Raw genomic sequence first — 19,469 nt, 5'->3', positions numbered from 1 at the left:
CTGCCCGCCTAAGCCGCTCAACCAAGGATCGCACAATGTCTGCCGACACGTCTCCCCTGGCTCCGAAGTCCTATGCCGAATTGCCGCCCATTGAAGGGGTACGCCTTCAGACGGCGGCTGCCGGGATCAAGTACAAGGACCGGACGGATGTGATGATGATGGTGTTTGACAAGCCGGCGGCAGTTGCAGGCGTGTTCACCACCTCGAAATGCCCGTCCGCTCCGGTTGATTTCTGCCGGGCCAATCTTGGTCGCGGCCGGGCGCGGGCACTGGTGGTCAACTCCGGAAACGCCAATGCGTTTACCGGCCAGAAGGGCAACGCCGCCACAGCGATGACGGCCGCGGCGGCCGCGGCGGCGGTCGGGTGCGCTGAGAGCGAAGTGTTCCTCGCTTCAACCGGAGTTATCGGCGAACCGCTGGACGCGCGCAAGTTCTCCGGCGTTCTCGACACAATGGCTGTTTCGGCAACCGGTGACCACTGGATCGATGCGGCTCGCGCGATCATGACCACGGACACCTATCCCAAGGTTGCGACACGATCGGCGCAGATTGACGGCATTACGGTCACGCTCAACGGCATGGCCAAGGGCGCCGGCATGATCGCACCGGACATGGCAACGATGCTGTCGTTCATCGTCACCGACGCAGCGATCGAAGCGCCTGCTCTGCAGGCGATGCTTGCCCGCCATGTCGGATCGACTTTCAATGCGGTCACCGTCGACAGCGATATGTCGACCTCAGACACCCTGATGGTGTTTGCCACCGGCGCTGCCGCCGGTCGTGGCGCCGGCCTGGTTTCATCCGCCGGCGACCCGCGCGCGCGCGGGTTTTCGAAAGCCCTGGCCGATCTTATGGAAGACCTGGCAATCCAGATCGTTCGCGATGGCGAAGGCGCACGCAAACAGGTCGAAATCACGGTGACCGGTGCGGCCTCGGCAAAGGCAGCCGGGCGGATTGCCCGGTCGATAGCCAACTCGCCGCTGGTCAAGACAGCCATTGCCGGCGAGGATGCAAACTGGGGCCGGATCGTGATGGCGGTCGGCAAGGCGGGCGAAAAGGCCGAACGCGACAAGCTGGCGATCTGGTTTGGCGACGTGCGCGTGGCTGTCAACGGCGAGCGCGATCCCGCCTACAGTGAGGCTGCGGCCTCTGACGTGATGCAACACGACGAGATTGCCATCAAGGTTGATCTTGGAATTGGCCGTGGCAAGGCAAGGGTTTTCACCTGCGACCTGACAAAGGCCTATGTAGAGATAAATGGTGACTACCGCAGTTGAGCGGTGGGCCGGATTAACTGGATACAGGCCGCATCTTGCCAAATCTAGCTATTGTCAGAAGACTTGAAGCCGTCGGATTTCGGGCCTGGCCGGCCGCGTCGATTCAGTATGATGGCAGCTGGCAGATCCGCCTGACCGCCGGGCATCCGTCCAAGCGGCTCAATTCGGTCAATCCGCTTGATCCGTCCGATCACAACGACATTGAAGCCCGTGTCGAGCGGGCCCAGCGCCGGTTCGGATCCTATGATCGGCCATTGGTATTCCGGCAATCGCCGCTGGCCCCGCCCCCGCTTGAATCCTACCTTGACGCACTTGGCTGGCGTCGCTTCGGTGAAACGATCGTGATGACGGGTGCAATCGACAGCCTCAACATCAATCGCGGGCTGGATCATCTGCCGTTGCGTGATGTCGGCCGCTATGTCGATGCTTCTCTGTCCGTTCATGGCCGCGCTCAATCGCTAAAACCTGGCCTGACCGAAGTGTTGAGCGCGATACAGCCGCCCAGCGGCCTGTTCGTCATCGAACGGGAAGACGCCGGTCCGGTGTCCACAGCACTGTGCGTCCACGACAATGATTTGGCCGGGCTGTTCGAACTGGCGACGCGATCGGACATGCGCCGCTCTGGCCATGGGCGCGAGGTGGTCACTGCTGCGCTCCGATGGGCGCGCCATCGCGGCGCCGAGACGGCCTGGCTGCAGGTCGAAAGTGAAAACACGGCCGCCGTTGCCCTCTACCAGGGGCTGGGATTTGGCGAAGTCTACCGCTACGCCTACCGCCAGAAACCGGGGTTTTGATCCCATGAGCGCACAGAAAGTTCTGCTGGTCGTGGCCTGTGCCCTGGTTGATGCCGACGGACGGGTGCTTTTGACGCAGCGGCCCAAGGGCAAGAAACTTGCTGGTCTTTGGGAGTTTCCAGGTGGCAAGGTGGAGCCAGGCGAGACACCCGAGGCTGCGTTGATCCGCGAACTTGCCGAAGAAATCGGTATCACCACGAAGCAAGCCTGCCTGGCTCCGCTGACATTTGCCAGCCATAGCTATGACGAGTTTCATCTGCTGATGCCGCTCTTCGTGTGCCGCCGGTTTGAAGGAAGCGCCCGCGGGCTGGAGGGACAGGCGTTGAAATGGGTTCGTCCGCGGGATCTGCGCACCTATCCGATGCCTCCCGCCGACGAACCGCTGATCCCCTATCTCATCGATCTCCTGTGAGGTTTCCGCGCCCTGTGTGGCTGGCTGGGCCAATTTGGCATTAGCGTTAATGAAACTTCAATTCACTTGGCGCAACATTGGCTGAAATGGAGGACCAGCACGGGTTCTCGGTGGAGGCGTAATGACCAACGGTGACTTTTGGATGACTGTGATGGACAGAAGCAGGGTGGAAGGTCAGCCGAAACGATTTGGCGCAATTCGCGCAGCACTGCTGTTCGGAACTGCGACCGTTGCGCTTGCCAGCATTTTGACGCCGATGCTTGCCGACCGGGCACCGACGGCTCGCGTGGCCTGGGCTCCGGACCAGTTCGATTCCATAACCACCGGATCAATTCCGCAGGATCTGAAGACCAAATCCTACACGGTTCGCAAATCCATTCTGCAGGACGATCCGGGCGCACTGTGCATCATACGAAACGATGGCCGCAATACCGGAGATTGCTGACTAGCCCTGAGTGAGAGCCCCGTAACCTGAATCGGAATGTGCGACATGAAACTCTTGTTCCGCAGATTTGTGCAAGATACCTCCGGAGTAACTGCGGTCGAATACGGACTGATTTCCGCGATGATCGCAATTGCGCTGATCGCGGCGGCGACCACGCTGGGCGAAACCATCAATTCCACGCTGGATGGCGCAGCCGGTCATCTGAGGAATTCTCAGTAGCGACAGGACCGGGATCTTCAGCGTGGCAGTTTCTGTTCCGGTGTTTTCAACGCATCAGCAAGGCGCAGTTTTGCGGAACCCGGTCTGAGCGGCTTTTGCTGGCTTTCATGCGGTGCCCAGCCGGACAGGTGAACGACCGGAAAGCTGGCGCGAATACGCCCGTCGGGATCTGAAAACCGTTCCGCATAGATCTGTGCTGCCCGCAAGAACAGCGCTCTGCTTACCGGTTTCCGGCTTCTGCCGGTCAGCACTGACGTTGCACCCATGGCGCGCAGATCTTTCAGCAAGGCGAACATGTCAGGATACCGGACCACGATATCATCGATATCGGTGACCGGCAGCGCGAAGCCCGCACGCTGCAACAGCGCGCCATAATCGCGGATATCGGCAAATGGATGAATCCTGGCGTTGGCGCCGCCGGTCAGTTCGCTTTCCGCCGCGAGCAGCGATTCGCGCAATTCTCCCAAAGTGCCGGCGCCGGGGGTGGCGGCAAGCATCAAACCGTCGGGCATCAACGCCCGGCGCAGCTGCACCAGCACGCCTGGCGTGTCGTTGGTCAGGTGCAACGCCAGGGGCGAGATGATCAGGTCGGCGCTGCCGGCATCGACCGGCACGTGATCGGGGTCGGACAGCGTCAGATCGCCGACATCGATGCCCGGCACAGCGCACGCGTCGACATAGGTGAAACGGGCCGTCTTTCCGGTGGCATGCAGCATTTGTGCGGTGAGCGGCAGGCCGCCATGAACCTGGACCGGATGGTCGAAACGTCGTTCGACGACGGACAATCGCTCGGCCATTTCCTCGGCTACCCGGCGAACAAGAAAATCTGATCCTGGCGCGATGCTGGCCAGCGCTCGCGCGCGGCGCTGGCGCAGGAGGGTATGATCAAAGAGACGGTCCATGTTCCGATGCCCATTGATTTGCGGTTTCGGCCACGACGCACGACGCCAATGCGGCTTCGGCTCGCTTGTTGGCTGGAACGGCGCTAAAGTCAACCGATGGACCTGCCGGTTTCCTTCATAGCCGGCGACAGGCTGGTGTCAGCCTGTCGGCATGCCGGAGCGAGCCTTGCGCGGCTGGTGTATCCGCCGGTCTGTTCGGGGTGTGGATCCATGACCGGTACTCCGTCTGCCCTTTGTGCCGAGTGCTGGCGGACCGTGCGCTTCATCGAGCGGCCGTATTGCGAGGTCACAGGGCTGCCTTTTGACCATGACCGGGGAGAGGGGCTGGTTTCACCCCAGGCGATAGCGACACCACCGGCCTATTCGCGTGCGCGGGCGGCTGTCTTTCATGATGGCGTGGCGCGCAAAATGGTTCATGGGCTGAAATATTCCGACCGCGCCGATCTGGCGCGGATGATGGCCGGCTGGATGGCGCGTGCGGGTTATGAGGTGATTGGCGACAGTGACGTCATCATCGCAGTTCCGCTGCATCGGGGCCGGCTGTTGTCGCGGCGCTACAACCAGTCGGCGGAACTGGCCCGGAAGCTCGCAGGCATTTCCGGAAAACGGTTTCTGCCCGGCGTGTTGCGGCGGATCCGGGCCACACAGCAGCAGGTCGGCCTTGGATTGCGGGCCAGACAGGAGAATGTCCGCGGCGCTTTCCTGACCGTTCCCGGGCAGGCGCAGCGGTTTCTCGGGCTGAAAGTTCTGCTGATCGATGACGTGCTGACCACGGGGGCAACCGTCGAGGCGGCGACGCGGTCCTTGCTTCGGGCCGGTGCTGCGCAGGTCAACGTGTTGACCTTTGCCAGGGTTGCAAGCCGGGGCGAGGCAACCCTATATGCTTGACAGGCGCACAGGCGGCAACAGATCTGGAGACCTGAATGGCAGACGTAACTCTATACACCCGGCAGTTTTGCGGATTTTGCACCGCAGCGAAACGTCTTCTGGACGGCAAGGGCGTTGCCTACACCGAATTTGATGCCACATTTTCTCCGGACTTGCGGCAGGAGATGATTGGCAAGGCCAATGGCCGGGCAACATTCCCGCAGATTTTTATTGGGAATATGCATGTTGGCGGATGCGATGAATTGCATGCTCTGGATCGCGCCGGCAAGCTGGACCCGATGCTGGCGGAGGCCTGAATTATGCGCAAACTCGTCGTCGCCGCTGTTCAGATGCGCTCGGGCATTTCCCCCGAGGCGAACATTGCCGTGATGGAGAGACTCGTTCGCGAGGCTGCGTCGTGCGGGGCGCGCTATGTGCAGACGCCGGAAATGACAGGTTCGCTGCAAAAAGATCGGGCGAGCTTGCGCAGCATTCTCAAAGCCGAATTGGACGATCCGGTCCTGCAAGCGGCGGCGAGACTGGCGGCGGAGCTCGGCCTCTATTTGCATATCGGCTCGACGGCTGTCGATGCCGGGAATGAGATGGCCGCCAACCGTGGCGTTGTGTTTGATCCGAGCGGTGCGGCTCTCGCGCGCTATGACAAGATTCATATGTTTGACGTTGATCTCGACAACGGCGAGAGCTGGCGGGAGAGTTCGGCCTACCGACCTGGCGACGTCGCTCAAACGGTTGATCTTGACGTCGCTCGGCTTGGAATGGGCATTTGCTACGACATCCGGTTCCCCCATCTGTTTCGCGAGCTGGCGCTGGCCGGCGCGGAGATCCTGACCGCCCCTGCAGCCTTTACCCGGCAAACCGGCGAAGCGCACTGGCATGTGCTGCAGCGCGCCCGGGCAATCGAAAATGGCGCCTTCATGATTTCGGCGGCGCAGGGCGGTGTGCATGAAGATGGACGCGAGACATACGGCCATTCGCTGATCGTCGACCCTTGGGGACGGGTGATGGCTGAAGCCGAGGGCGATGAGCCCGGTGTCATTGTCGCCGATCTGACGCTTGATGAGGTAAAAGCAGCCAGGGCGAAAATCCCCAATCTGAAAAACGCTCGGGCCTACCGGGTGGAAACGGGAGCACAGACAAACAAGGGAGACCAGGTGGCGTGATCCGCTTCTCGTTGCATTGCGACAAAGATCATCAGTTCGAGGCCTGGTTTTCCTCGGGCAAGGATTTTGACAGCCAAAGCCAGCGCGGATTGGTCGAATGCCCGGTCTGCGGGTCACGGCAAGTCGGCAAGTCGCTGATGGCGCCGGCCGTGTCGGCGGCAGGCGACAAGCAGGTGCAGCCTTTGGCCATGGCCCCGGAACAGCGCGAAATGATGCGCAAGCTCAGACACATGGTTCAGGCCATCAAGCAGAACTCGGAAGATGTCGGCCCGCGGTTCGCCGATGAAGCCCGCAAGATCCATCATGGCGAAGCCGAGGCTCGGGGAATTTTCGGCCAGGCTACGAAGGAAGACGCAAGGTCGCTGGTCGAGGACGGCATCGACATCGCCCCCTTGCCGGAGTTGCCGGATGATCTGAGCTGACATGGGCGGGCGCGGCTTCAGTCTGGCCATGTTGCGGGTCAACGCGATTTGCTGGCGCAGCTCAAGAGCATTCCCGTCTGAATGTCAGGCAGCGGGGCTGATCAGGCTTTTTGTGGCCGCTCCATCAACATCATGTAATTGACATCCATATCTCGAGACATGCTCCACTGATCCTGAAGCGGGTTGTAGAAAACGCCGGTCCGGTCGATGACATTCATGCCGGAAGCCGCCAGTGGCGCTTCGATTTCTTCGGGACGAACCAGTTTCTCGTATTGATGAGTGCCCCGCGGCAGCCAGCGCAGGATATATTCTGCGCCGATGATCGCCAGTGCCCTGGCTTTCAGGGTCCGGTTGATCGTGGCCACGAACATCAGCCCGCCCGGTTTGACCATCTCGGCACAAGAGCCAAGGAACAGATCGACGTCGGCGACATGCTCGACCACTTCCATATTGAGCACCACATCAAAGCGCTCGCCGCGAGCTGCCAGCTCTTCCGATGTCACGGCTTCATAGGTGACAGAGACACCGCTTTGTTCGGCATGGATTGCGGCAACCTCGACATTGGTGCGCGATGCATCGGCACCCAGTACGTCGGCACCCATGCGGGCCATCGGTTCGCACAGAAGCCCACCGCCGCAACCGATGTCGAGTATTCTCAGGCCAGACAGTGGCTTGTCGCTCTTCGGATCGCGGTCGAAATGGGCAGCTACATGATTGCGGATGTAGGTCAGGCGCACAGGATTGAACTTGTGCAGCGGGCGGAATTTACCCTGCGGATCCCACCACTCGGCAGCCATTGCCGAGAAGCGATCGACTTCGGCCTGATCGATGGTTGTCGGAGCGGCTTGCTTCATCGGTCTCTCCCCGCGTTGTCTGCTGCCCAATCACCTCGGGCGTCAGGCGGTTCTTGTCAAGGGTAACCGATGTCGTATCAGCGTTCCGGTTGCGCACGGCCAGATTTGTGGTTATGAGATCGCCACGTTCCGTTCCGCAATCCGGGGCGGTTTTTCTTGCCCGGGAACGGGTTTGTTAGCGGATATAGCAGCATGGCCCGCATAGTTATGAAATTTGGTGGCAGCTCGGTCGCCGACCTCGACCGGATTCGCAACGTGGCCCGGCACGTCAAGCGTGAAGTCGATGCAGGACACCAGGTCGCCGTGGTGGTGTCGGCCATGGCCGGCAAGACCAACGAACTGGTCGGCTGGGTGCAGGCGATGCCGATGGTCGCCGGGGCCAGCGCGCCGCTTTATGATGCTCGCGAATACGATGCGATTGTGGCTTCCGGCGAACAGGTGACCAGCGGATTGCTGGCAATCGCGCTGCAATCCATGGGCGTGGATGCGCGGTCGTGGCAAGGCTGGCAGATTCCGGTGAAGACCGACAATGCCCACGCGGCCGCACGAATCCTCGAAATTGACGGGTCCGAGCTGATCCGCCGGTTCGAGATGGGTCAGGTGGCGGTTGTCGCCGGGTTCCAGGGCATCAGCCCGGACAACCGGCTGGCGACGCTGGGGCGTGGCGGGTCGGACACCAGCGCAGTGGCGATCGCTGCTGCGGTCAAGGCCGACCGCTGCGACATCTACACCGATGTCGATGGGGTCTATACCACCGACCCGCGGATCGAGCCGAAGGCGCGGCGGATGAAAAAAATCGCGTTCGAGGAAATGCTTGAAATGGCCTCCCTCGGCGCCAAAGTGCTACAAGTGCGCTCGGTCGAACTGGCGATGGTGCACAAGGTGCGAACCTTTGTCCGCTCCAGCTTCGTCGATCCGGATGCGCCTGGAATGGGGGATCTGATCGATCCGCCTGGAACTCTTATTTGCGACGAGGAAGAAATCGTGGAACAGGAAGTCGTTACCGGCATTGCCTACGCCAAGGATGAGGCACAGATTTCCCTGAGACGACTTGCCGACCGGCCGGGCGTTTCGGCCGCGATCTTCGGACCCCTGGCTGACGCCTACATCAATGTCGACATGATCGTGCAGAACATTTCCGAAGACGGTTCGCGTACAGATATGACCTTCACCGTGCCCACCAGCGATGCCGAGAAGGCGCTTGCCGTGCTCGAAGGCCAGAAGCAGGTGGTCGGCTATGACGTGGTGCAGAGCGAATCAGGTCTTGCAAAGGTGTCGGTCATCGGCATCGGCATGCGCAGCCATGCTGGCGTGGCTGCGACCGCTTTCAAGGCGCTTGCGGAAAAGTCGATTAACATCAAAGCTATAACAACCTCGGAAATCAAGATTTCGATCCTGATTGACGGCGCTTATGCCGAATTGGCGGTGCGGACTTTGCATTCCGTCTACGGTCTGGATAAGAGTTAGCCATCGGAACTTGGCTTGCGGGCAATAGCCGAACGCTGTTAATCAGCCGGGAGCTTTCCCGACCGGGGCACACGAATTGGGAGAATGAAGCGCGATGAGAGACCTATCCGCAGGTCCGCGCGTTCTTCTCAGGCGGCTGCGCGAATTGATGGCGGAGCCCCTTGAGCCGCAGGAGCGCCTTGACCAGGTCGTCCGCCAGATCGCGGCCAATATGGTTGCCGAAGTGTGTTCGTTTTACGTGCTGCGCGCCGACGGCGCTCTGGAGCTTTTCGCCACGGAAGGACTGAACAAGGACGCTGTGCACCAGGCTCAACTGAAAATGGGTCAGGGGCTGGTCGGCACCATTGCCGCAAGCGCCCGTTCACTCAACCTGTCCGACGCCCAGGCGCATCCCGCCTTTACCTATCTGCCGGAAACAGGCGAAGAGGTTTACAGTTCCTTTCTCGGTGTTCCGGTGTTGCGTGCGGGGCGTTCGCTCGGGGTTCTGGTCGTGCAGAACAAGGCGCACCGAAAATACCGCGAGGACGAAGTCGAGGCGCTCGAGACCACGTCAATGGTTCTGGCCGAGATGATCGCCACAGGCGAACTCAAAAAGATTACCCGGGCGGGTCTTGAACTTGATCTGAGCCGGTCGGTGACGATTGACGGTGACGCGTACGGCGATGGCATCGGTCTCGGCCATGTCATCCTCCACGAACCCCGGATCGTTGTTACCGATCTTCTCAATGACGATATGGATGCCGAACTCAAGCGGCTCGAAGAGGCGTTGAGTTCGCTCAGGGTGTCTATCGACACCATGCTTTCGCGGCGCGACGTATCCATGGAAGGCGAGCACCGGGCCGTGCTCGAGGCCTACCGCATGTTTGCGCATGATCGTGGCTGGGTGCGGAAACTTGAAGAAGCAATCCGCAACGGTCTGACCTGTGAGGCGGCGGTGGAAAAGGTGCAGAGCGATACGCGCGCGCGCATGATCCATATGACCGATCCCTATCTGCGTGAGCGGCTGCATGATTTTGACGATCTTGCCAATCGGCTGCTGCGGCAGTTGACCGGATTTGTGCCTGGCGGCTCCGATCTGCCGCAGGATGCGATCATCGTGGCCCGCGCCATGGGCGCTGCGGAATTGCTGGACTATCCGCGCGATGCGATTCGCGGCCTGGTGCTGGAAGACGGGGCTGTGACCAGCCATGTGGTGATCGTGGCGAGGGCGATGGGAATCCCAGTCGTTGGTCAGGTGATCGGCATTGCCTCGCTTGCCGAAAACCGTGATCCGATCATTGTCGATGGCGAGGACGGCGTCGTGCATCTTCGGCCAATGTCCGACGTTGAGGACGCCTATGCCAACAAGGTCCGGTTCCGCGCCAAACGGCAGGAACAATTCCGTGCATTGCGGACGGTCGAATCGCGCACCCGGGACGGGCAGTTCATCACGCTGCAGATGAACGCCGGCTTGCTGGTCGACCTGCCGCAACTCAGTGAATCGGGGGCAGGCGGCATTGGCCTGTTCCGGACGGAATTGCAATTCATGATCGCGTCAACCATGCCAAAAGTCGACGAGCAGGAGACGCTGTACCGCAACGTGCTGCGGCAAGCCGATGGCAAGCCGGTGACCTTTCGGACGCTGGATATCGGCGGTGACAAGGTGGTGCCCTATTTCCGCTCTGCGGAAGAAGAAAATCCTGCGCTGGGATGGCGCGCTATCCGGTTATCACTGGACCGGCCAGGGTTGCTGCGCACGCAGCTCAGAGCCTTGTTGAAAGCGGCGGCCGGAGCCGAGCTCAAGCTGATGCTGCCCATGGTCACCGAAGTCAACGAACTCAGGCTGGCGCGGGAGCTGCTCGCCAAGGAAGTGCAGCACCTCTCCCGCTTTGGCTATGAGTTGCCACGCAGCGTGCAGTTTGGTGCCATGCTGGAGGTGCCGAGCCTGCTTTGGCAGCTGGACGAGCTGATGCAAGAAGTGGATTTCGTCTCGGTCGGGTCCAATGACCTGTTCCAGTTCGTCATGGCGGTCGACAGGGGCAATTCGCGCGTGGCGGAACGGTTTGATACGCTCGGACGGCCGTTCTTGCGGGTGCTGCGCCAGATTGTGGTGGCGGCCAACAAGACCGGCACACCGTTGACCTTGTGCGGTGAAATCGCCGGCAAACCGCTCTCGGCGATGGCGTTGCTCGGGCTTGGCTTCAAGAACATATCGATGTCGCCTGCAGCGATTGGACCGGTGAAGTCAATGCTGTTGTCGCTGGATCTGGGCAAGCTTGAACAAGCGCTTCTGCCGGTTATTGCCGAGACGCGAAGCGAAAAAACCGTCCGCGAATTCCTGATGGACTTTGCCGACGCCAATGGCGTGAGCCTTTAGGAACGACAATGGCGCGACTGCCGACCCAGAAAATCCGTGAACTCGAGCGCCGTTTCGGCGAGGTTGAGGCGCGCATGTCCGCCGGCCCCGATGCGGAGACCTATGTCAAGCTAGCGTCCGAATACTCGGAATTGCAGCCGTTGGTTGGCGAGGTTCGCCAACTCACCAAGATCGAAGCCGAGCGCGACGATCTGGTGGCAATGTTGGCCGATCGTTCGACCGACCGCGAAATGCGCGACATGGCCGAGGAAGAACTGCGGACACTCAAGGATCGTATCGAAGAGATCGAACAGCAGATCGAGATCATGCTGTTGCCCAAGGATGCCGCCGACGAGCGCAGCTCCATTGTTGAAATCCGCGCCGGGACGGGAGGTTCCGAGGCGGCGTTGTTTGCCGGAGACCTGTTCAGGATGTACGAGCGCTATGCCTCGTCGCGGGGCTGGCGGGTGGAAGTGCTCTCGGCAAACGAGGGTGAAGCCGGAGGCTACAAGGAAATTATCGCCACCGTCTCGGGCAAGGGGGTGTTTGCCAGGCTGAAATTCGAATCCGGGGTGCACCGGGTTCAGCGGGTTCCCGAAACTGAATCGGGCGGACGTATTCACACATCGGCTGCGACCGTGGCAGTGTTGCCCGAAGCCCAGGACATCGACATAGAAGTCCGCCCCGAGGATATCCGGATCGACACGATGCGGGCATCGGGTGCCGGTGGCCAGCACGTCAACACCACCGATTCGGCGGTGCGCATCACCCACCTGCCGACCGGGCTGGTGGTTACCTCTTCTGAAAAATCGCAGCACCAGAACCGCGCGCGCGCCATGCAGGTGCTGCGGGCGCGGCTCTACGACCTGGAACGGCAACGCGCCGATGACGAGCGGTCGCAATCGCGGCGCAGCCAGGTTGGATCCGGTGACCGTTCGGAGCGCATCCGCACCTACAATTACCCGCAGGGCCGGGTCACCGATCACCGCATCAACCTGACGCTGTACAAGCTGGACCGGATGATGATGGGCGAAATCGACGAGATCGTTGATGCGCTGATTTCCGATCATCAGGCAGGGCAATTGGCAATGCTTGGCGGTCATGAACAAGCCTGACCTGTCGGGAGCGCGTACCATAGGCGAAGCCTGGCTCGGTCTTCGCCTCGCGTTTCGGGCCGCGCGTATTGAAACCGCAGATCTTGATGCCCGCTTGCTCGCTGCTGGTGTGGCTGGGCTTGAACCGCATCAATTGATCACCGGTGGTGACATTGTGCTGGACGATGATGTGCGGGCCCGTCTGGTGGACGCGGCCGGGCGGCGGCTTGACGGGATGCCGGTACACCGCATCCTCGGAGAGCGGGAATTTTACGGCCTCAGGCTCGGCCTGTCGCAAGCCACGCTTGAGCCGCGTCCCGACACCGAAACGCTGGTCGATGCAGTTCTGCCGCTGGTGCGTCAGGTGGCTGCGGCAAAGGGATCATGTTCCATCGTGGATCTCGGCATTGGGACTGGCGCCATCGGTCTTGCTCTGATTGCAGAATGTCCGCAAGCCCGATGTCTTGGGATAGATATTTCCGCTGAGGCGGTGGAGACGGCGCTCGAGAATGCCAGACGCAACGATCTCTGCGAACGCTACCACGCGGTGGTCGGGAACTGGCTTTCAGATGTTGAAGCCCGGTTCGACCTGATCGTCTCGAACCCGCCCTACATTCCAACCGCCGATCTGGCTTTGTTGGCGCGGGAGGTGACCGAGCATGATCCAGCAATCGCGCTCGATGGCGGGTCTGACGGAGGAGACGCCTACCGGGCGATTGCCGCTCAAGCCGCAGACCGGCTGGAGCAGGGTGGGCATGTGGCGCTGGAGATCGGGATCGGACAGAACGCTCTGGTATCCGGCATCTTTGCAGGTGCCGGCTTCGAGACCACAGGGATATTTGCCGATTTGGGCGGGCGTGAACGCGTTCTCTTGTTCGAAATGGCGACCGGTCAGAGGCCGACCGTGCAGGACTTTTAGTGCCAATTTCAAGAAAAGGCTTGGAATTGCAGACAAACATGGCTAGTTTCCAAGGCAGCGCCGGATAGCAAGTCTTGAAACAGATTCGATCCGATGTGGCTCGGCTCCAGGAACCCGCCAATTTGGCGGTTGGTTCACAGGACAGCCTCTGGCGCGGGTATCTGCATTTGAACCCATAACTGTGACGGGATCGGTGGACGATCCTTGGTCGCGGCGCAACTTGCGAGCCAAATCTCCGGCCAAAGCGCCCAACATATTTTTCAGGAACACAATCAGGTGACTATCGAATGAGGCCAGGACAGCAAAACAAGCGCGGCCGCGGTCGCAGCGGAAGCAACACGAATGGTGGCGGGGGCAACCGCAAGGGCCAGAACCCGCTATCGCGTTCTTATGACAGCTCCGGTCCGGACGTGAAAATTCGTGGAACGGCCCAGCATGTGGCGGAGAAATACATGAACCTTGCGCGCGATGCGCAAAGTTCGGGCGACCGTGTCATGGCTGAAAACTATTTGCAGCATGCAGAGCATTACAATCGGATCATCCTGACGGCGCAGGCACAGATGCAAGAGCGCCTGCAACGGGATGATACCCAGCCGCAAGGTCGCGAATCGCAGGACCAGGACGATGAAGACCGCGATTCCGATGGTGACACTGATCGCAACACGCAGGATCAGCGCAGTCAGCGGAACGAGCAGCAAGCCCGCGCCGAACGGCAGCCGCGCCAGGACCGCGGTGAGCGCAACGAACGCCCGGAACGTGGTGTCCGGCCGGAACGCAAACCGCGACCGGAACCACAGCCGAAACCAGCCTACGACGCCGATGCGCCGCAGCCGGTGATCGAGGGGCTTCCGGCCGAGGTGGCAATTCAGCAGGAAACACCCGAATCAGAGGCCGCTGCGCGCCCAGCCCCGCGCCGCCGCGGACGCCCGAAGCGGGTTCGTGCTGAAGATGGCTCGGATGCTGCAGGCCCGGCGGAGGACGGCCCGGTTGCAGTTGAACCGGCAGCCGCCGAATAAACTGAAGCTTCAGATTGTTTGCAAAACCCCGGTTGTTCACAGCCGGGGTTTTTTATTGCCCGGAGAGGTCTTTTTCACGCAACTGTGAATACCCATATCTGATCTATCAATCGGGCTTGCTGCAATCAGGAGCCCATCCGGACCCGCTGCTCCGCGCCAAAAAAAGGGCGGGGCAGGAAAAGGAGAAGACAATGAATATTGAAAAATACTCGGAACGCGTTCGCGGATTCATCCAGTCGGCCCAATCGCAGGCTCTGGCCGAAGGCCACCAGCAATTCATGCCTGAACATCTGCTCAAGGTGTTGATGGATGACGATCAGGGCATGGCGTCGTCGCTGATCGAACGCGCTGGCGGGCGGCCTGGTGATGTGCGGCTGGCCAATGAGGCGGCCCTTGCCAAGCTGCCCAAAGTCTCGGGCGGCAGCGGCCAGCTGTATCTCTCCCAGCCGGTTGCGAAAGTTTTCCAGACCGCCGAGGACGCTGCCAAGAAGGCTGGTGACAGCTTTGTCACGGTCGAAAGGCTGCTGTTGGCGCTGGTGGTCGAATCGTCGGCTGAGACCTCGAAAATCCTCAAGAATGCCGGTTTGACCGCCCAGGCTCTGAACCAGACCATCAACGATATCCGCAAGGGCCGCACCGCAGACAGCGCCGGGGCCGAGCAGGGTTTTGACGCCTTGAAAAAGTACACGCGAGACCTGACCGAGGCTGCGCGTGAGGGCAAGCTTGATCCGGTGATTGGCCGGGATGACGAGATTCGCCGCACCATTCAGGTGCTGTCGCGCCGGACCAAGAACAATCCGGTTCTGATCGGCGAGCCCGGAGTCGGCAAAACAGCGATCGCCGAAGGCCTGGCCCTCAGGATTGTCGATGGCGATGTGCCCGAATCGCTCAAGGACAAGCAACTCATGTCGCTGGACATGGGGGCGCTGATCGCAGGCGCGAAATATCGCGGTGAATTCGAAGAGCGGCTCAAGGCCTTGCTGTCGGAAATCCAGGCAAACAATGGCGAGATCATCCTGTTCATCGACGAGATGCACACGCTGGTTGGCGCCGGCAAGGCTGATGGAGCGATGGATGCCTCCAATCTGCTCAAACCTGCCCTGGCGCGGGGGGAGTTGCATTGTGTTGGGGCGACCACGCTGGATGAGTACCGCAAGCACGTGGAAAAGGACGCAGCCCTGGCTCGGCGGTTCCAGCCGGTGATGGTGGAAGAACCCACCGTCGAGGACTCGGTCTCGATTCTGCGCGGGCTCAAGGAGAAATATGAGCAGCATCACAAGGTGCGAATCAGTGATTCTGCGCTTGTGTCAGCGGCGGTGCTCTCCAACCGCTACATCACGGACCGGTTCTTGCCGGACAAGGCCATCGATCTGGTGGATGAATCGGCTGCGCGGTTGAGAATGCAGGTCGATTCCAAGCCCGAAGAGCTCGATGAACTTGACCGCCGTATCATGCAGCTCAAGATCGAACGCGAGGCCCTCAAGAAGGAGTCCGATCAAGCCTCGAAAGACCGGCTTGAACGCCTCGACAAGGAACTGTCCGACATCGAGGAGAAATCCGGGGTGCTGACGGCGCGCTGGCAGTCCGAAAAGCAGAAGCTGGGGTTGGCGGCCGATATAAAACTCAAGCTCGAAGCGGCGCGGAATGATCTGGCCATTGCCCAGCGCAACGGCGAGTATCAGCGGGCGGGTGAGCTTGCCTATGCCGAAATTCCGGCGCTGGAGCGGCAGCTTGAAGAAGCTGAAGCTCATGGCGAGGCAGATGATGCCGCCATGGTCGAGGAAACCGTGACCCCTGATCACATTGCTCACATCGTGTCGCGCTGGACCGGGATTCCGGTGGACCGGATGCTGGAGGGCGAACGTGACAAGCTTCTCAGGATGGAAGACGAGATCGGCAAGCGTGTGGTTGGCCAGGGCGAAGCGGTCCAGGCGGTCTCCAAAGCGGTGCGCCGTGCCCGTGCCGGCCTGCAGGACCCCAACCGACCGATGGGCTCTTTCATCTTCCTCGGCCCCACCGGGGTCGGCAAGACGGAACTGACCAAGGCTTTGGCCGAGTTCCTGTTTGACGACGAGACTGCGCTGATTCGGATGGACATGTCCGAATACATGGAAAAACATTCGGTTTCGCGGCTGATCGGGGCGCCTCCGGGCTATGTCGGCTATGATGAAGGCGGCGCACTGACGGAAGCGGTGCGGCGCAGGCCCTACCAGGTGATCCTGTTCGACGAAATCGAAAAGGCGCATCCGGATGTCTTCAACGTTCTGCTGCAGGTGCTTGATGATGGCCGGCTGACGGACGGGCAGGGTCGCACGGTGGATTTCCGCAACACCCTGATCGTCATGACCTCCAATCTGGGGTCTGAATATCTGGCAGCGCTGACTGACGAGCAGGACGCCGATGCGGCGCGTGATGATGTCATGAATGTTGTCAGATCATCGTTCCGGCCGGAATTCCTCAACCGGATCGACGAAATCATCCTGTTCCACCGCTTGCGGCGGTCGGAAATGGGCGCCATCGTCGATATCCAGCTCTCTCGCCTGGGCAGGCTGCTGGTCGATCGCAAGATCGATATCACGCTTGATGAGGGGGCACGGGCCTGGCTTGCCGAAAAGGGCTATGATCCGGCCTATGGTGCACGGCCGCTCAAGCGGGTTGTGCAGAAATATGTGCAGGATCCGTTGGCCGAGAAGATCCTGCTTGGCGAGGTTGGCGAGGGCAGCCATGTGCGAGCCGCGGCAGGCTCCGACAGGCTGGTGTTCACGGTCTCGGAGCCTGCGGGCGAAAAGGCCGGTGCAGCCCAGGGCGAAGCAGCCTGAACGTCTTGACAGCGCCGCGCCTCCGATCGGATGCGCGGCGCTGTGTCTCTGTGAAAAGATGCCTGTCCGTTCTCGTCAATAGGCCCGCATTTGAGCGCGTCATGCAGCAGAGTGGATGGGGAAGGCGGGGCTTCGGATCAGCCTTTTGCCGTCAGCTTCAACGACTGGCTATTTCCTTGTTGACCATTTCAATGCCCAGCAGCGCATTGATGCGGTCGCGCTCGCGGGCGAACATATCATAGGTCTCGTCCTTGAGCGACTTGCCGTCGGGCAAGCGGATGCGCATCGGATCAACCTTGTTGCCGTTGACAATCAGTTCGTAATGAAGATGCGGCCCGGTCGAAAGCCCGGTCGAGCCAACCGCGCCGATGACCTGTCCCTGGCGCACACGGGCTCCGGCGACAACGCCCTTGGCGATGGAGTTCTGGTGTGAATAGCTTGATTTGTAGCCATTGGCATGGCGGATGATGGTCTGACGGCCATAGCCGCCGCTCCAGCCCGCCTTCTCGACAACGCCATTGCCCGAGGCGATGATCGGCGTGCCGCGCGGCGCCGACCAATCGACTCCGGTGTGCATTCTCGAATATTTCAAGATCGGGTGGCGGCGCATACCAAAGCCGGAGCGGAACTTGCCGTTGGGCACTGGATTGCGCAGCAGGAATTGCCGGGCACTGCGGCCTTCCTCGTCATAATAGTCGATGGAATTGTCTTCGGGGTGCTGAAACCGGTAGAGCCGGATGGTGTTGCCGCCGAATTTGGCATTGACGAACAGCAATTCGGAGGCATCGGTCGCAGCGCCGCTTTCGTCGGCAACAGAGAAAAAGGCCTCGAGGCTGTCGGAGGGGCGCAACTGGGACTGGAAGTCGACATTGCTGGCGAGCATCTTGATGATCTGTCCGACCATCTCGGCCGACATGTCGTAGGCGAGGGCGGCGCGATAGATGCCGTCATAGATATTGGGCAGGTCGCGAGCCGTGGCAACCGGGATTGAGGTGTCGTCGAAGGCTGAACGCACCGCGGGGGTGGGCGGCGGCTCATTGCCGATGACGAAGCCATTGTGATCCGACAGCGCCACGGTGATCAGGTGCCGGGGGTGCTGGTAAACGCTCATGCGAATGATTCGGGCTCGCTCGCCGGTTTGCTCGACGCCGACGCGAATCACCGACTGTGCGGGTATCCGGTCGGTCTTGATCTGACCTGTCAGCGCCGCCAGAGGCGCCTGGTACTGGTCTGGCGAATAGCCCGCGCCATCGAGAATATCAGCCAGCGGCGCAGCCTTGCGCACCGGGACGATGTCATCAACATATTCAACGAGCGCGGGCGTCAGCGGTGAATAGGACGCGACCGACACATTTTCGGCTATGACCCGCGCATTGAGACTGGCGCTGAAATCGAGCTCGATGCGATTTGAACCGAACCGGCGCGGGTCGACATAGTTGAGCGAGGCGAACTGCACTGTTCCGTCGGTGAGCACCGAGCCATTGGCTCTGACCGTTTCCTCGGCCTCGTCGAGCGTCATCGATGCGGCAAAGGGGTGGCCTGGCGCCTCGAGCGGGAAATCAACCGAGCGCAGACTGATCTCGGAATCGACATCGGCACCGTAGATCACGCCGGTGCGAACGCTGGAGCCGACTTCGGCTTCACCGGCCGAAAAAATGGTCAGAGGATCAAAGCGTGGATACGGCTTGGCGGTGGCGTTGGGATGAATGGCTGCCAGCGCGATCTTGACATGGGCGAACGGCTGGCGCCGGACCACATCCCGGTCGCCGTCGCGGACCATGGTGGAGACCTCCATGATGCTGCGGTCGGCCGGCTTGGCGGTGACGATCGACTGAACCAGCCGAGCGCCCTTCTCGACGGCTCCCGCGCCACCGCCATCAAGATCGGTGGCTGCCAGGGCTTCGGCGGGAATCGCCAGCTGCTCGCGGCCTTCCATGGCGCCGAACAGTGCCACCCCCATCAAAAGGCTCGAGGTGATGCCGGTCATGAAGGTTCCCGACAGCCAACGCAACGAAATCTCGCGTTTGTCGGGCGGCTTGCGGCCCCCGGCCAGCAGCGGCGGTTGATCGCCCATCTGCCGCGCAAGAAACTCATCGTTTGGCATTTTCCCTCCGGGTGTGTGGCTATCGCCGATGCATTGCCGAGCGTCAGCAAGCAGATGTGCCTTGCGGTGAGCCAGGTGTCAAATCAGCGGCCGGATCGCCGCCCGCTCAAGGCCGCAGCAAGGGGCAGGGCTGCAACTGACCCTGTTGCCCAAGCTTCTAACGAGAAATCGGGCGGAGGTATGGCGGAAAAGCGCCGAAAACTCCACTTTATATATACGATGTCATAAAACGGTCACCGAATGAGTGTGCAGTGCGAAATAATTTGGAATAATGTCATCTTTTCGAATTTTGTCTGTTGACTCTTTGTGTGGGTGGGACCTATAAACCGCTCACACAACGAG

Annotated in this window: 18 protein-coding genes; 15 read left to right on the top strand and 3 right to left on the bottom strand. The window is 60.7% G+C overall.

Annotated features, from left to right (window positions below):
• Positions 1–35 precede the first annotated feature (35 nt).
• The 5 genes from argJ to PZ897_RS07525 all read left to right on the top strand — a co-directional run bounded on the left by argJ (position 36) and on the right by PZ897_RS07525 (position 3,147).
• Positions 36–1,277, top strand: coding sequence for a bifunctional glutamate N-acetyltransferase/amino-acid acetyltransferase ArgJ (argJ, locus tag PZ897_RS07545; RefSeq protein WP_275751355.1), 1,242 nt, complete (start codon positions 36–38; stop codon positions 1,275–1,277).
• A 35-nt stretch (positions 1,278–1,312) separates the two neighbouring features.
• Entirely contained in the window at positions 1,313–2,071 is a 759-nt protein-coding gene (locus PZ897_RS07540; protein WP_275751353.1) for a GNAT family N-acetyltransferase, read from the top strand.
• A gap of 4 nt (positions 2,072–2,075) precedes the next feature.
• A complete protein-coding gene (gene mutT, locus PZ897_RS07535; RefSeq protein ID WP_275751351.1) occupies positions 2,076–2,483 on the top strand; it encodes an 8-oxo-dGTP diphosphatase MutT in 408 nt (135 codons plus the stop codon).
• Positions 2,484–2,634: 151 nt separating this feature from the next.
• Positions 2,635–2,928 carry a hypothetical protein gene (locus PZ897_RS07530; RefSeq protein WP_275751349.1) on the top strand — a complete coding sequence of 98 codons (294 nt, stop codon included), beginning with the start codon at positions 2,635–2,637 and terminating at the stop codon, positions 2,926–2,928.
• A gap of 45 nt (positions 2,929–2,973) precedes the next feature.
• Positions 2,974–3,147, top strand: a complete 174-nt coding sequence (locus tag PZ897_RS07525; protein WP_275751347.1) for a Flp family type IVb pilin — start codon at positions 2,974–2,976, stop codon at positions 3,145–3,147.
• A 17-nt stretch (positions 3,148–3,164) separates the two neighbouring features.
• Here the strand turns inward: PZ897_RS07525 and PZ897_RS07520 are convergent, their stop codons facing one another.
• Entirely contained in the window at positions 3,165–4,049 is an 885-nt protein-coding gene (locus PZ897_RS07520) for a methyltransferase domain-containing protein (RefSeq protein ID WP_275751345.1), read from the bottom strand.
• Between the two features lie 135 nt (positions 4,050–4,184).
• On the opposite strand from PZ897_RS07520, the gene PZ897_RS07515 reads away from it, so the two are divergent.
• From PZ897_RS07515 to PZ897_RS07500, 4 genes are read left to right on the top strand one after another with little or no spacing between them, the layout of a single operon-like run.
• Positions 4,185–4,937: a ComF family protein gene (locus PZ897_RS07515; protein WP_275751591.1), complete on the top strand. Its 753-nt coding sequence runs from the start codon at positions 4,185–4,187 to the stop codon at positions 4,935–4,937.
• A 35-nt stretch (positions 4,938–4,972) separates the two neighbouring features.
• Entirely contained in the window at positions 4,973–5,233 is a 261-nt protein-coding gene (gene grxC / locus PZ897_RS07510) for a glutaredoxin 3 (protein ID WP_275751343.1), read from the top strand.
• Between the two features lie 3 nt (positions 5,234–5,236).
• A complete protein-coding gene (locus tag PZ897_RS07505; RefSeq protein ID WP_275751341.1) occupies positions 5,237–6,097 on the top strand; it encodes a carbon-nitrogen hydrolase family protein in 861 nt (286 codons plus the stop codon).
• Entirely contained in the window at positions 6,094–6,519 is a 426-nt protein-coding gene (locus PZ897_RS07500; protein ID WP_275751340.1) for a DUF1178 family protein, read from the top strand. The genes PZ897_RS07505 and PZ897_RS07500 overlap by 4 nt, the downstream gene beginning before the upstream one ends.
• Before the next feature lie 101 nt (positions 6,520–6,620).
• Here PZ897_RS07500 and ubiG read toward each other — a convergent pair whose 3' ends face one another.
• On the bottom strand, positions 6,621–7,373 hold the full coding sequence (gene ubiG, locus PZ897_RS07495) for a bifunctional 2-polyprenyl-6-hydroxyphenol methylase/3-demethylubiquinol 3-O-methyltransferase UbiG (protein ID WP_275751338.1): 753 nt from the start codon (positions 7,371–7,373) through the stop codon (positions 6,621–6,623).
• Positions 7,374–7,565: 192 nt separating this feature from the next.
• Between ubiG and PZ897_RS07490 the strand changes: the two genes are divergently transcribed.
• From PZ897_RS07490 to clpB, 6 genes are all read left to right on the top strand, one after another.
• On the top strand, positions 7,566–8,840 hold the full coding sequence (locus PZ897_RS07490) for an aspartate kinase (RefSeq protein WP_275751335.1): 1,275 nt from the start codon (positions 7,566–7,568) through the stop codon (positions 8,838–8,840).
• A 94-nt stretch (positions 8,841–8,934) separates the two neighbouring features.
• The gene (gene ptsP / locus PZ897_RS07485; RefSeq protein ID WP_275751334.1) at positions 8,935–11,196 is read left to right on the top strand and encodes a phosphoenolpyruvate--protein phosphotransferase; all 2,262 of its coding nucleotides are present in this window, start codon (positions 8,935–8,937) and stop codon (positions 11,194–11,196) included.
• 8 nt (positions 11,197–11,204) lie between these two features.
• Positions 11,205–12,290 (top strand): peptide chain release factor 1, encoded by a 1,086-nt coding sequence (gene prfA / locus PZ897_RS07480; RefSeq protein WP_275751333.1) that lies wholly within the window; start codon positions 11,205–11,207, stop codon positions 12,288–12,290.
• On the top strand, positions 12,277–13,188 hold the full coding sequence (prmC, locus tag PZ897_RS07475) for a peptide chain release factor N(5)-glutamine methyltransferase (RefSeq protein ID WP_275751331.1): 912 nt from the start codon (positions 12,277–12,279) through the stop codon (positions 13,186–13,188). The genes prfA and prmC overlap by 14 nt, the downstream gene beginning before the upstream one ends.
• Positions 13,189–13,475: 287 nt before the next feature.
• On the top strand, positions 13,476–14,204 hold the full coding sequence (locus tag PZ897_RS07470) for a DUF4167 domain-containing protein (protein WP_275751330.1): 729 nt from the start codon (positions 13,476–13,478) through the stop codon (positions 14,202–14,204).
• 191 nt (positions 14,205–14,395) lie between these two features.
• Positions 14,396–17,023, top strand: a complete 2,628-nt coding sequence (gene clpB, locus PZ897_RS07465; protein ID WP_275751329.1) for an ATP-dependent chaperone ClpB — start codon at positions 14,396–14,398, stop codon at positions 17,021–17,023.
• A 157-nt stretch (positions 17,024–17,180) separates the two neighbouring features.
• On the opposite strand, the gene PZ897_RS07460 is transcribed toward clpB, so the two are convergent.
• The gene (locus tag PZ897_RS07460; RefSeq protein WP_275751327.1) at positions 17,181–19,127 is read right to left on the bottom strand and encodes a M23 family metallopeptidase; all 1,947 of its coding nucleotides are present in this window, start codon (positions 19,125–19,127) and stop codon (positions 17,181–17,183) included.
• Positions 19,128–19,469 lie beyond the last annotated feature (342 nt).

The sequence above is a fragment of the Hoeflea sp. YIM 152468 genome (genome assembly GCF_029210485.1).
Lineage (GTDB): Bacteria > Pseudomonadota > Alphaproteobacteria > Rhizobiales > Rhizobiaceae > Hoeflea.
This window is presented reverse-complemented; position numbering and strand designations above follow the sequence as displayed.